Annotated in this window: 14 protein-coding genes and 1 other annotated feature; of the genes, 8 read left to right on the top strand and 6 right to left on the bottom strand. The window is 40.8% G+C overall.

Annotated elements, in window-relative coordinates:
* The first annotated feature begins 314 nt into the window (after window positions 1-314).
* From ANASTE_RS08775 to ANASTE_RS08750, 7 genes are all read left to right on the top strand, one after another.
* Window positions 315-1,169, top strand: a complete 855-nt coding sequence (locus tag ANASTE_RS08775) for a GNAT family N-acetyltransferase (RefSeq protein ID WP_039945472.1) — start codon at window positions 315-317, stop codon at window positions 1,167-1,169.
* Window positions 1,159-2,487 carry an MATE family efflux transporter gene (locus ANASTE_RS08770; RefSeq protein WP_007050656.1) on the top strand — a complete coding sequence of 443 codons (1,329 nt, stop codon included), beginning with the start codon at window positions 1,159-1,161 and terminating at the stop codon, window positions 2,485-2,487. Before ANASTE_RS08775 ends, ANASTE_RS08770 begins: the two co-directional genes overlap by 11 nt.
* Window positions 2,488-2,675: 188 nt before the next feature.
* On the top strand, window positions 2,676-3,128 hold the full coding sequence (locus ANASTE_RS08765) for a winged helix-turn-helix domain-containing protein (protein ID WP_007050655.1): 453 nt from the start codon (window positions 2,676-2,678) through the stop codon (window positions 3,126-3,128).
* A gap of 252 nt (window positions 3,129-3,380) precedes the next feature.
* Window positions 3,381-3,743 (top strand): cysteine-rich VLP domain-containing protein, encoded by a 363-nt coding sequence (locus ANASTE_RS11770; RefSeq protein ID WP_083781765.1) that lies wholly within the window; start codon window positions 3,381-3,383, stop codon window positions 3,741-3,743.
* Window positions 3,744-4,113: 370 nt separating this feature from the next.
* Window positions 4,114-4,479, top strand: coding sequence for a replication initiator protein A (locus ANASTE_RS08760; RefSeq protein ID WP_007050652.1), 366 nt, complete (start codon window positions 4,114-4,116; stop codon window positions 4,477-4,479).
* Window positions 4,466-4,711, top strand: a complete 246-nt coding sequence (locus ANASTE_RS08755) for a hypothetical protein (protein ID WP_007050651.1) — start codon at window positions 4,466-4,468, stop codon at window positions 4,709-4,711. Before ANASTE_RS08760 ends, ANASTE_RS08755 begins: the two co-directional genes overlap by 14 nt.
* A 90-nt stretch (window positions 4,712-4,801) precedes the next feature.
* Complete coding sequence (locus ANASTE_RS08750) at window positions 4,802-6,442, top strand: recombinase family protein (protein WP_007050650.1); 1,641 nt, start codon at window positions 4,802-4,804, stop codon at window positions 6,440-6,442.
* A gap of 217 nt (window positions 6,443-6,659) precedes the next feature.
* On the opposite strand, the gene leuB is transcribed toward ANASTE_RS08750, so the two are convergent.
* Genes leuB through leuA form a run of 4 tightly spaced genes read right to left on the bottom strand, consistent with a single transcriptional unit; the run spans window position 6,660 to window position 11,185 of the window.
* A complete protein-coding gene (gene leuB, locus ANASTE_RS08745; protein WP_007050649.1) occupies window positions 6,660-7,730 on the bottom strand; it encodes a 3-isopropylmalate dehydrogenase in 1,071 nt (356 codons plus the stop codon).
* Between the two features lie 3 nt (window positions 7,731-7,733).
* Window positions 7,734-8,228: a 3-isopropylmalate dehydratase small subunit gene (gene leuD, locus ANASTE_RS08740; RefSeq protein ID WP_007050648.1), complete on the bottom strand. Its 495-nt coding sequence runs from the start codon at window positions 8,226-8,228 to the stop codon at window positions 7,734-7,736.
* On the bottom strand, window positions 8,228-9,502 hold the full coding sequence (gene leuC / locus ANASTE_RS08735) for a 3-isopropylmalate dehydratase large subunit (protein ID WP_007050647.1): 1,275 nt from the start codon (window positions 9,500-9,502) through the stop codon (window positions 8,228-8,230). The genes leuD and leuC overlap by 1 nt, the downstream gene beginning before the upstream one ends.
* A 21-nt stretch (window positions 9,503-9,523) precedes the next feature.
* Window positions 9,524-11,185: a 2-isopropylmalate synthase gene (leuA, locus tag ANASTE_RS08730; protein WP_007050646.1), complete on the bottom strand. Its 1,662-nt coding sequence runs from the start codon at window positions 11,183-11,185 to the stop codon at window positions 9,524-9,526.
* A 134-nt stretch (window positions 11,186-11,319) separates the two neighbouring features.
* Window positions 11,320-11,575, bottom strand: a binding site (T-box leader).
* Between the two features lie 161 nt (window positions 11,576-11,736).
* On the opposite strand from leuA, the gene ANASTE_RS08725 reads away from it, so the two are divergent.
* Window positions 11,737-12,036 carry a hypothetical protein gene (locus ANASTE_RS08725; protein WP_007050645.1) on the top strand — a complete coding sequence of 100 codons (300 nt, stop codon included), beginning with the start codon at window positions 11,737-11,739 and terminating at the stop codon, window positions 12,034-12,036.
* Between the two features lie 73 nt (window positions 12,037-12,109).
* Here ANASTE_RS08725 and ANASTE_RS08720 read toward each other — a convergent pair whose 3' ends face one another.
* A complete protein-coding gene (locus ANASTE_RS08720; protein WP_007050644.1) occupies window positions 12,110-12,358 on the bottom strand; it encodes a TM1266 family iron-only hydrogenase system putative regulator in 249 nt (82 codons plus the stop codon).
* A gap of 9 nt (window positions 12,359-12,367) precedes the next feature.
* Entirely contained in the window at window positions 12,368-13,066 is a 699-nt protein-coding gene (locus tag ANASTE_RS08715; protein ID WP_007050643.1) for a gamma-glutamyl-gamma-aminobutyrate hydrolase family protein, read from the bottom strand.
* Window positions 13,067-13,105: the final 39 nt, after the last annotated feature.

The following is a 13,105-nucleotide window of genomic DNA, read 5'->3' as shown; positions in this document are numbered from 1 at the left end:
AACCATGAACAGCATTGATAGACTGAACGAAAGACGTACAATAAGGATGCAGCAAGTAACATATAAAGTTGCAATGAGATAAAAGTACAAATATAGTTAACCTAATCTGCTATAGCTGAAAGATACCGATAGAGTGAACACTTTGTTCAAAGATAATATGCTGCTCTAGCGGCAGGTGCAGGGAGACAAACGGATAATTGACACTTGCGCCAGAGTAGATGTTTCTGGGGTGTATGATATATGAAAAGACCGCAAGAATAATGAAAAGCGGCATTATCTGTTTTGTTATAATGAAAACAGAAAGGAGGGAAACCATGAACAGTCAAAAAGTTGAGAATATAGCGGCAGTGATTTCTTACATTGAAGCGCATCTCAATGAAAAATTGGATTTGGACACAGTTGCAAATGCAGTTTGCTATTCCAAGTATCATCTGCACCGAATGTTTACAGATACAGTCGGGATCACACTTCATGACTATATCCAGCGCAGGCAACTGACCGAGGCGGCAAAGCTGCTGGTGTTTTCAGAAAAGCCGATTATCGAAATTGCGCTGATTGCTGGCTATGAAAGCCAGCAGGCGTTTACTTCCATCTTCAAATCCATGTATAAGCAAACGCCGCTGGAATATAGGCAGAACGAAGTCTTTTATCCTTTGCAACTGGAATTTACATTGAACAAAAACCCAACTGTTCCTGATACGATCATGCAAGAGATTTACTATGCTACACTGGAAGATATTCCCGACTGGATGAATTTTATTACCCTTGTCATTGACGGTTTTCCCTGCCTTGATGAAATCTCCCATTTGGAACAAGTCAGGCAATATGTCGGTCAGCGCCAGGCTCTTATTATGCGGGATGGCCCAACTATAATTGGAGCAGCCGCATTTTCTTATCAGACAGGGAGTATCGACTTTCTGGCAGTACATCCGCAATACCGGCATTATGGAGTGGCAAAGGCTTTCCTTGACTTTATGATGTGCAATATATTTGCAGGCCGTGAAATCAGTATTACTACTTTCCGCGAGGGAGATAAAGCCGATACAGGCCAGAGAGAGGACTATAAACGTTTGGGCTTTGCCGAGTCGGAGCTTCTCACTGAATTTGGCTACCCCACCCAGCGGCTCATTCTACCACCAAAACAGGAGAAAGGCGACGATGAACGATAACATTTTAGACCAAAAATGGAGCGCAGGATCACTCCTGCGCTTCGCATTTCCCACCATCGTAATGATGATTTTTATGGGATTATACACCATTGTAGATACGATCTTTGTAGCACAGTTTGTGAATACGGACGCGCTTTCTTCTATCAATATCGTGTGCCCCATTATCAACATCACGGTGGGACTGGCTACCATGATTGCAACAGGCGGAAACGCGATTGTTTCCCGAAAGATGGGGGCAGGTAAAAATCAGGAGGCAAAGGAAGATTTCACTTTGCTCATACTCACAGGTGCGGTGATTGGGTTTCTCATTCTTTTGGGTGGGACGATCTGGATCGACAACATTATTTATGCTCTTGGGGCCAGTGATCTGCTCTTTCCCTATTGCAAAGATTATCTCATGGTGCTGTTTCTATTCATTCCGGCCAATATCCTGCAAACGCTGTTTTCAAACCTGTTTGTGACTGCTGGAAAACCCGGCCTTGGTTTTGGGTTGTCTGTTCTGGCGGGCGTGGCGAATATCGTTTTTGACTACATTTTCATTGTCCCTTGTGGTCTGGGCATCCGGGGCGCGGCGTTAGGGACGGGCTTAGGCTATCTGATCCCTACGGTTGCCGGGCTGGTCTATTTTGCGCGGAGCAAAGGAACGCTGTCTTTTACAAGGCCAAAATTGAAATGGGCTGTGATAGGAGAAAGCTGTTTCAACGGATCCTCTGAAATGGTGGGACAGTTGGCAACTGCCGTCACAACATTTCTGTTCAACCGAACGATGATGAAGCTGTTAGGTGAAAACGGTGTTGCGGCAATCACGATTATCATTTACTCCCAATTCCTGTTAAACACACTGTATATCGGTTACTCTATGGGGATAGCACCCATTATCGGGTTTAACTACGGAAACAGAAACCATATCCAGCAAAAAAAGGTTTTATCCATCAGTATGCGGTTTATCGGGTTGGCGTCGATATTGATATTTGCGGTTTCCATGTTTGGCGGCTCTTACATTGTGCGGCTGTTTGCGGATGATACCTCGGAGGTTTACCAAATTGCGGCGAATGGCTTTGCGATTTTTTCATACAGCTTTTTATTCTGCGGCTTGAACAATTTTACTTCCGCAATGTTTACAGCATTGTCAAACGGAAAAGTATCTGCGGTTCTTTCCTTTTTACGGACGTTTGGCCTGCTGGCTGGAGGCATCCTGCTATTGCCCCGTATTTGGGGAATAACTGGGGTATGGCTGGCTGTACCAGTCGCAGAGGGAATTATGTTTGTTGTATCTGCAATCTGCCTGATCCATTACAGGAAAAAATATTCTTATTAAGCAAGAAACCGTTTCTGTATTATAAAGGGGCATGTTTTTATATAGTCAGGCTAACAGTGACGAATGACAACTTTATTCAGTCGAAATGAAAGCACAAATACCTACACTGATGGAGGGGGTGATGACATGGGAAATTAGCTGTATTTGATATATCCGAACCGGGCGGCATAATTGCAGAAAAGTTACTCATGTTGTTAAGCGCCCGTCAGCGTCAGGAGTTAGTAAATTATCTCCTCGATTCTCAAAAGCAACAGAATAATCCGGCTGACAGCTCATGCGCCATTCCTGAAACTTTTAAGATGCAGGCAGCCATTGAGGAACCTTTCACAGAAATTCACATGGGAGATTTATATTTCTGCCAGGAACAACGGCTTGTCTGTGTTGGCGAGCAGGTAATTGAATTCACCGCTAAGGAATTTGACATTCTTGCTTTGTTAATCACACATCCGAAGCGGGTATTTACTTATGAATTGATTATGCAATTGGTCTGGAATGAAGATTATTCCTACTACTCCCGCAAGGCAGTCAATAATCATGTGAGCAATCTGCGGAGGAAACTGAGAACTACACCAGATTCTCCGGACTACATCAAAAGCGTTATTGGTGTTGGTTATAAATTTGAATATCTGTCTGCTCCATAAAAATCCGTCGCAGGAACAACTGCGGCGGATTTTTTGACAAATTTTCATATAGACGGCAACTTTCCACTTAAAAATGAACGGATATATGAGGGAATGACTTTGAAGCCGCCTATCTGTACACGGCAATTATGAATTTTTTGTGAAATTTGCAAAAGGTCCCCCCTATTTTGCCTCAAAAATGAAATGTATAGTAGAGGGATGTTTTTTGACGGTCAGGAAGGAGGTATTTCTATCCATAATCAGATTCCGATTATGAACTATCCGCAGTACCGACGGATGCGTAAGCTGGTACCTGAATGCTGCAACTATGACGGCGGCAACTGTATTGCACTGGACGATGGAGAGGAATGTGTCTGCGTTCAAAGTATTTCCTATTCGCTTCTCTGCAAATGGTTCCGCTGTGCTGTCCTGCCGCTGGATGAGCCGTTGGAAACGGAGCTTCTGTTCCGGGATGAATTCAAACGCTGCGTGATCTGTGGTCAGCCATTCCTCCCCGGTTCCAACCGGGCCAGATACTGCAAGCTCTGTGCAAAGAAGGTTCACCGCCGGCAGAAAACAGCCAGCGACAGGAAAAGGCGGCTCCTGTGCGGACAATTAGAAGCAAAAAAAACTTGAGATTATTGGCGTTTCAGGCTGCGGTCAACGGCTATAAGGGATAAATCCCCTGCGCCCCTCTAAAACTTGCTTTTAACTGTCCGCAGGACGATTTTAACCTAAACGGGATTTTCCCATTCAGGTGTCGTTTTCGATTCTGTCGGTTTACCTCTTTTGCCATTTCCGCCTATATGGGATTCTCCAGTACTGGATTTTCAGAGACTGGAAAACCTGACGCTCTTGACAGACCCGTCCCTCTCTTTCCGGCGCCGGATTTCCAGACACCTTTGACAGCCCATATTTAGACGGAAATTAAAGAGAAGAAGTTAATAACAAGATAGTTAATATCAATCCAATCAATCAGGGATGGATTGATGGAAAGGAGTACATAATGCAAAATGATTTTTTGACGCCTTATAAAGAGGACAGCGTTGTACCGCCCTATCTGCCGTTTCCCCGTTTCCTGGTGCCAATGGACTTATCCAACGACGCAAAAGTACTGTATGCCCTGCTCTTAGACCGGGCGGGTATTTCCAGAGAAAACGGATACATAGAACCGGACGGGCGGATTCGTCTCTACTTTACGTTGGAAGAAGCAAAAGGGAAATTGCATAGGAGCAGGCAGGTGGTGACAAGGGCATTTCAGGAATTAGAACGCTGTGGCCTGATTCTCCGCAGAAAGCAGGGACTTGGCCGTCCGGCGGTCATTACACTGAATATTTTACCCACAAGGAAGGAGCGTGATGGGATTGCGTAAGCCTGTGGATTTAAGCAAACTTCCCAAAAATCTGAAACCGGAAATTGCCGAGCGCGTGGCAGAACATTTCAAGGACGGCGCTTTTGAGTTCGATTTCAGTACGGAAGAAATGATTGCTGTTGAAGGGAATACGGTCTATCATGTCATTCCCCATTACGCAGAGGGAGAAGCGGAAAGCGTACTGGACAAGTTGCGCCGTATCATGGCGGGAAATTTGGAGGAAACAGAATGAAAGATGCTGAAAAAAGAGGAACGGCGCGTTATAATATAGGCAACCGTTTACCTGGCTGTTATCCCGATACACGGGAGGAAAGGAGCTACTATGAACCAGCAGCCAGATAAGATCACAGCTTTATATTGCCGTTTAAGCCAGGATGACGCTCTCGATGGGGAGAGCAATTCCATAACCAACCAAAAGGCATTGTTATCTAAATATGCGGCAGAGCACGGATTCCGCAATCTCATGTTTTTTGTGGACGACGGGTTCTCAGGGACAAATTTTCAAAGGCCCGGATTTCAAGAAATGATGAATTATGTGGAGGACTATTCCGTTTCCACCCTGATTGTCAAAGACCTGTCACGCCTGGGCCGGGAGTATTCCTATATGGGCCGGTTGCAGGATTTTATTTTCCCCGCCTACGACGTCCGGTTTATCGCCATCAATGATGACGTGGACAGCGCAAAGGGCGAAAACGACTTCGCTGTGTTCAAAAATGTATTTAACGACTATTACGCCAAAGACACAAGCAAAAAAATCCGGGCAGTAGTCAAAATGCGCGGGGAGGCCGGGGAACACATCGCCAGCAATCCGCCCTACGGATATGTGAAAGACCCGCAGAACAAAAAGAAATGGATTGTAGACGAGGAAGCCGCAAAGGTGGTGCGACGTATCTTTGACCTGTGCATTGCGGGCAAAGGCCCCATGCAGATCGCAAAAATCCTGACCGCTGACAGGGTATTGACGGTTACAGCATACAACGCAAGGCAGAAAGGATGGACTATGCCTGATAACCTGTATCAGTGGTGCTCCAAATCCGTTGCTGGCATACTGGAACGGCCGGAATATACCGGCTGTACCGTCAATTTTAAGACTTATACAAAATCCCTCAAATTCAAGAAGCGGATGGAAAACCCGAAAGAAAACCAGAGGGTATTTGAAGATACGCAGCCAGCAATCATTGAACGGGGACAGTGGGAACGGGTGCAGGCGTTAAGGTCAAACAAGCGCAGACCCACAAAGACAGGGAAAACAAGCATTTTCTCCGGCCTTGTCTACTGTGCCGACTGCGGCGCAAAGCTCTATTACTGTACCTGCAATACCTACAAGGATGAGTCTCAGGATCATTTCGTCTGTTCCAATTATAAGAGCAATACGGGTTCCTGCCAAATCCACTATATTCGAGAGGTTACGCTTTATAAGCGGGTGCTGGAATGTATTCAGGGAACACTGACCTATGTGCGTTTGTTCCGGGATGATTTCACTCAGGAAATGTTGGCGCAGGACGAGGCCAGCCGGAAATCGGAGCTGACACAGAAACGGAAAGCCCTCTCCGGGGCGCAAAAACGTATGGAGGATTTGGACAAGATCATCCAAAGGCTTTATGAAGATTCCGTGCTTGGAAAATTAAGCGACCTCCGCTTTCAAAAACTCTCGGCACAGTATGAAACGGAGCAAGCGGAGATTCAGAGGCTTGCGGTTTCGCTGGAGAGAGAAATTGAAAATGAAGCTGGACAGATTGCCGATGTGGGGCGTTTCCTCCAGCTTGCCAACAGGTATTCCGACTTGCAGGAGCTGGATGCCTCTACGGTAAATGAGCTGATTGAAAAGATCGTGGTCCACAGCCCGGAGAAGATCGGCGGGAAGAAACATGTCACGATTGAAGTCTATTTTACCTATGTGGGGAAAATCCGGATTCCACTTGCCAAACCGGAACTACTGACAGAAACAGAAGAACCGACGTGACCTTCGCCACGCCGGTTTTACCGGAATTATAATTTACTTCCTTATGGGTCTCCGGCTAAAAATAGAGGTCTTTTATTTTATAAAGACGGGGCACTATGCCTGCTTACGCAGATTCCGCGCCCCTGCTTAACCACAATTAAAAACCTTGATTTTATTTATTATAACTTCATCCAAAATAAAAAAGACCCATATAAGGGTCTTTAACTTTATTATTTAATTAAAGGCATTCCACAATAAGTCTGCCCATTTCTTTGGTTCCGACTTCTTTAGTATCTTCGCTTTTTATATCGACGGTTCTATATCCTTTGTCCAAAACTTGAGCTACCGCATTTTCGATATCATCAGCTTCTTTATTCAAATTAAATGTATATCTAAGCATCATTGCCATTGAAAGAATAGTCGCAATCGGATTAGCCATATCTTTTCCTGCAATATCCGGAGCCGAACCATGGATAGGCTCGTACATACCAAAAGAGTTTTCTCCAAGGCTTGCGGAAGGAAGCATACCTATAGAACCGGTTATTTGACTTGCTTCGTCAGATAATATATCCCCGAACATATTTGATGTTACGATAACGTCAAATTGTTTAGGATTTCTAACAAGCTGCATTGCTGCATTATCTACATACATATGAGTAAGTTCTACTTCAGGATAATCTTTGCTCATTTCGGTAATTACTTTTCTCCAAAGTCTGCTGCTTTCAAGAACGTTTGCTTTATCTACACTGCAAAGTTTCTTATCTCTAGCCATAGCGGTATCAAAAGCAATTTTTCCTATTCTTCTTATTTCCATTTCGGAATAGCTTTCCGTATCGTAAGCTTCATTACCGTATTTACCGTCTCTGTATCCTCTCTGCCCGAAATAGATGCCTCCGGTAAGTTCTCTCACAATCATTATATCTAGGCTGTCACCAATGATTTCTTTTTTTATGGGACAAGCTTCACTAAGTGCTTTATGGATGATTGCGGGACGAAGATTTGCATATAACCCCAAAGCTTCTCTAATACCCAGAAGAGCCTTTTCCGGTCTTTGATCTCCCGGGAGATCATCCCACTTCGGTCCGCCTACCGCACCGAGTATCACGCTGTCGGAGTTCTTGCATACCTCTACCGTTTTTTTAGGAAGACACTCTCCAACGTTATCAATAGCGTCCCCGCCTGCTTTTACATATGTAAAATTAAATTTATGGTCGTATTTTTCACCAATTTTATTTAATACTTTTATTGCTTCATCAACTATTTCCGGACCTATTCCGTCCCCCTTGATTACAGCTAAATTAAAATCCATAGACTACTCTCCTATCTTTTCCTTTGTATATTCAACAAGTCCGCCTGCATTCATGATTTTCTGCATAAATTCAGGGAAAGGTTCTGCCTGATAAGTTTTTCCTGTGGTAATATTTGTGATTACACCACTGTCAAAATCAACTTTCACTTCGTCACCGGCTTTAATATCATTTGCAGCTTCTTCGCATTCAAGGATAGGAAGCCCGATGTTTATTGCGTTACGATAGAAAATCCTGGCAAATGTTGAAGCTATTACACAAGAAACACCTGCACATTTGATTGCAAGAGGGGCATGCTCTCTGCTTGAACCGCAGCCGAAGTTTTTTGTTGCAACTATAATATCACCTTTATTTACTTCTTTAACAAAATTTTCATCTATATCTATCATACAATACTTAGCAAGTTCATCTCCGCTTGATACATTTAAGTATCTTGCGGGAATAATTACATCAGTATCTACGTTATCACCATATTTAAATACTTTACCTTTAGCTTCCATTAAAACTCTCCTTTCATGACTTTTTCAGGGTCAGCAATATATCCGGCAATCGCAGAAGCTGCCGCTACCGCAGGACTGGATAAATAAACTTCACTGTCTACATGTCCCATTCTTCCGACAAAGTTTCGGTTTGTAGTCGAAATCGCTTTTTCTCCGGCTGCCAAAATACCCATATGACCTCCAAGACATGGTCCGCATGTAGGAGTAGAAAATATAGCGCCTGCGTTTACTATATCTTCCACATAACCAAGTTTAATGCTATCCAAATAAATCTTTTGCGTTGCAGGAATTACTATAGTTCTTACTTTTTTGTCAACTTGCTTTCCTCTTAAAATATCAGCAGCCATTTTTATATCTTCCAGTCTTCCGTTCGTACATGAACCGATAACGGCCTGGTCGATATAAACCTTTCCCGCTTCGTCCACCGTCTTTGTATTTTCAGGTAAATGAGGGAAAGAAACAGTTGGTCTTAGTTTACTTAAATCAATTTCTATAACTTCATCATACTGTGCATCTTCATCGGCTTCGAATACTTCAAATGTTTTTGTGGAATGTTCTTTTGCATATTCTATTGTTTTATCATCTACAGGGAAAATTCCGTTCTTTGCTCCGGCTTCAATAGCCATATTAGCCATTGAAAATCTATCATCCATAGAAAGATATTTTATCCCGTCTCCGGTAAATTCCATCGACCTGTAAAGAGCTCCGTCTACACCGATTTTACCTATGATATGTAAGATAATATCCTTACCGCTGATCCATTTTGCGGGTTTATTTTTAAGAACGAATTTAATTGCGGAAGGAACTTTGAACCAAGCTTCTCCCGTAGCCATACCGATAGCCATATCTGTACTTCCCACTCCCGTAGAAAAAGCACCGAGAGCACCGTATGTACAAGTATGAGAATCTGCTCCGATTATTACTTCTCCGGGAACTACTATCCCCTTTTCCGGAAGGAGAGCATGTTCTATACCCATTTGACCTACATCAAAGAAATTTTTAATGTTCATATCCCAAGCAAAGTTTCTGCAGCTTTTACACTGTTCGGCAGCTTTGATATCTTTATTCGGAGTAAAGTGGTCTAATACGATAGCGACCTTTTCTTCATTAAATACTTTCTTTGCTCCGGTCTTTTTAAATTCTTTTAGGGCAACGGCAGTAGTTATATCATTACCCATTACTATATCAAGTTTAGCTTCAATAAGCTGCCCTGCTTTAACGCTGTTAAGTCCTGCGTGTTTTGCAAGGATTTTTTGAGTCATCGTCATTCCCATAATATATATCTCCTTATTTTTCTATTTTACGATTTTATTTGCAACACTTACTACGGCATAGAAAGATGATAATGTGATATTGCTTGATACCCCTGCACCATAATACATTTTATGATCTTTTCCTTCTATTTGTATATAAGATATTGCTCTGGCGTTTGTACCATATTCCATAGAATGTTCACGGTAATCCGTTACTTCCATTTCTACATCAAAATGATTTTCAAGAGCATGTGTAAATGCATCGATAATACCATTACCGGAACCATTTACTTCAGCTTCTTTTCCATTATACTCTATAATTGCCTTAACGGAAACATCTTTGTCTTCATCTTTTGTCGTTTCCTTGTATCTGATAAGTTTTATAGGACTTTCATTGTTTATGTACTCTTTCTTAAATATATCAAATATCACTTCGGGAGCTAAATCCCTATGATGTTTATCAGATACCGCTGTGGTAACTTTACTAAAGTCTCTTTGGAAAGCTTTTGGAAGATATAATCCGTAATTTTGTTCAAGAACGAATGCTACCCCGCCTTTTCCTGACTGGGAATTAATACGAACGATTGGATCGTAAGTGCCGCCAACATCTTTCGGATCGATTGGAAGATAAGGCACTTCCCAAATCTTTTGCTTTCTTTCTTCTCTTTTTGCCATACCTTTTCTTATAGCGTCCTGATGAGAACCGGAGAATGCCGTAAATACAAGTGAACCGACATACGGATGTCTCGGGTTGATTTCCATTCTTGTAAGTCTTTCAAATAAATCACCAAGTTCTCTCATTTTCGTAAAGTCTAATTTTGGATCTATTCCCTGTGAATACATATTCATGGCTACCACCATGATATCACAGTTACCTGTTCTTTCTCCGTTACCGAATAAAGTACCTTCTACTCTGTCGGCTCCTGCCATCAATGCAAGTTCTGTAGCGGCAACTCCCGTACCTCTGTCGTTATGTGCATGAAGAGATAAAACGACGTCTTCTCTGTGATGAAGTCTTTCGGAGCAGTACTCTATTTGGTCGGCATATATATTTGCTGTCGCCATTTCCACCGTTGAAGGAAGATTTATGATTATTTTATTATCTACATGTCCGTGCCATACATCTATTACAGCGTTACAGATTTCTATCGCATAATCCATTTCCGTTCCTGTATAACTTTCAGGAGAATATTCAAATGTAAATTCCGTTTCGGGATACTTCTTCATTTCTTTAAGGAATTTCTTTGCACCCTTAACGGCAATTTCCGTTACTTCTTCCTTGCTTGCGTTAAACACCACATCTCTTTGAAGGACAGAAGTTGAATTATAAAGATGTACTATTGCCTTTTTAGCCCCTTTAATAGATGCAAATGTTTTTTCGATAATTTCATCTCTTGACTGTGTAAGGACTTGAATATTTACATCGTCCGGAATTAAATCATCATCTATAAGCTTTCTTACAAATCCGAATTCGGTATCGCTCGCAGCAGGAAAACTGACTTCTATTTCTTTAAATCCGATTTCAACCAATTTATTATAAAATTCTAATTTTTCATCCAAGCTCATTGGTATTTCCAATGCTTGATTTCCGTCTCTTAAATCTACACTGCACCATATCGGTGCTTTTTCTATGACCTTAGAAGGCCATTTTCTGTCTTTTTTATCCACGGGTGGATATGGTTTGTACTTTTCAAAGTTTTTCATTTTTTTACCCCTTATGATAATTTATGAACGTACCCTATTTAAAAATAACACACTTCTCGGTAGCCTTATTCCCTATAATATTTCAACTTATATGTAAAAAAGGAAATAAAAAACCTTCCGACTCAAATATTTAAATAAGAGACGAAAGGTAATATTTCCGCGGTACCACTCTAATTTATCCTTATAAATAAGAATACACTCATTAAAGATACGGGCAGTGTGCCGATATCCTGTCACTGTAACGGGTGACACCCGATTTAACTTACTCTCTATATGATTTCAGCAAATCACTCTGAGGCGAGTTCGGAATTCATTAAGCACTGTTTCACACCAGCCAACAGCTCTCTGTAACTTCTTAGAAAACTTACTATTCCTCTTCTTTGTGTTTCAAAGGTATTAAGTTCATATTGATATTAATCTATCACATGAAAGATTGATTGTCAATAATATTTAGAAAATTCACTCTGATTTATTTATGATAAGTACTACTTTATATTATCTTTACAGACATTTTAAAAACATGATATAATATTATAAAAAAGGAGAAAAAAATGGCAACTCATGATCAAACATGTTCGTTTCTTAGAATTTATAATAATTCTTTAGCTGTAGTTCAATTTATAGCACAAGGTCCAAACGGAGAAATTGCACGCAGCGGTAATGTAACTATAGGAGAAAGATGGGATTTCAGAGTCAGAGATCACAGCGGGATACCTATAACAATAAAAGCAAATGTTAAGGGAGGAAAAAATCCGCAAACATTTCAGGTAAATTCAAATTACGATACTAATTATGATTATCTGGTAGAGTTGACAGAAACATTATTTAAGACAAGTTTTTATGCACTGTAACGATAAAATTAACTTAGCTCTTATTATTAAGCATACCCTAAATATAAAAAAGATCCTTAATTAAGGATCTTTTTTATATTTCTTTTTTAGAAAAAGAAGTTTTTACCTGAACATTAGGGATTTTCCCAAGTCTTCCGGTAAAAGCATTTATCATATCAACTTCTCCGACCACTGCAATGGAAATTATAGATACATCTTCATCGGGTAAAGGAACGCCCATTCTGCCTTTAATAATATCCTTATAACTTCCGATAACTTCATTTACTTCTTTTTGTACAGATGTAGGATCATCAAGTACCATACTTACTACTGCTATTCTCATTTTCTCTCCCTATTTACAATTATTTATAAATTCCTTTATTATTTTTACACTTGTATCTTCTTTTTTATAATTACATTCAGGATGCCACTGTACTGCAAGTACAAATTTTTTATCCTCCATATAAGCACCTTCAATAACTTTATCTTCGGATACCGCCATTACTTTAAGTTTAGATGAAAGCTCTTTAACTGCCTGATGATGACAGCTGTTTACATCTATTTTATCTTTATTTAATATATTATATAATGGAGTATCCTGTATAATATCTACTTTATGAAAACTTTCATCATACGGAGGTTTCTGTTTATGATTTATCTTTAATTCACTTTCTAAATCCTGATATAAACTTCCGCCTAAAAGCACGTTTATAAGCTGGAGTCCTCTGCATATCCCGAGTATCGGTTTATTCATTGTAATAACTTTATTAAAAAGTATTTTTTCCATTTCGTCCCTTTTTATGCAAATGTTTTGGCACTCAGGCTTTTTCTTTTCGTTATACAACTCAGGATTTACGTCATGCCCTCCCGAAAACAAAAATCCGTCACACATATCAACAAGCTCATCTATTGTTTTATCATTAATTGTAAGCGGCAGCATGATAGGAACGGCTCCGCTTTCTTCAAGACAAGTCATATAGCCCGGAAGCATCCAATAACTATCTTTATATTCATCATATAAGGGAACTATTCCAATAATAGGTTTTTTCATATATACCTCCAAAATATAACTTATCATATCAAAGAATTT

The organism is Anaerofustis stercorihominis DSM 17244 (assembly GCF_000154825.1).
GTDB lineage: Bacteria > Bacillota > Clostridia > Eubacteriales > Anaerofustaceae > Anaerofustis > Anaerofustis stercorihominis.
The sequence above is the reverse complement of the archived record's forward strand: the minus strand, read 5'-3'. Positions and strand labels throughout refer to the sequence as shown.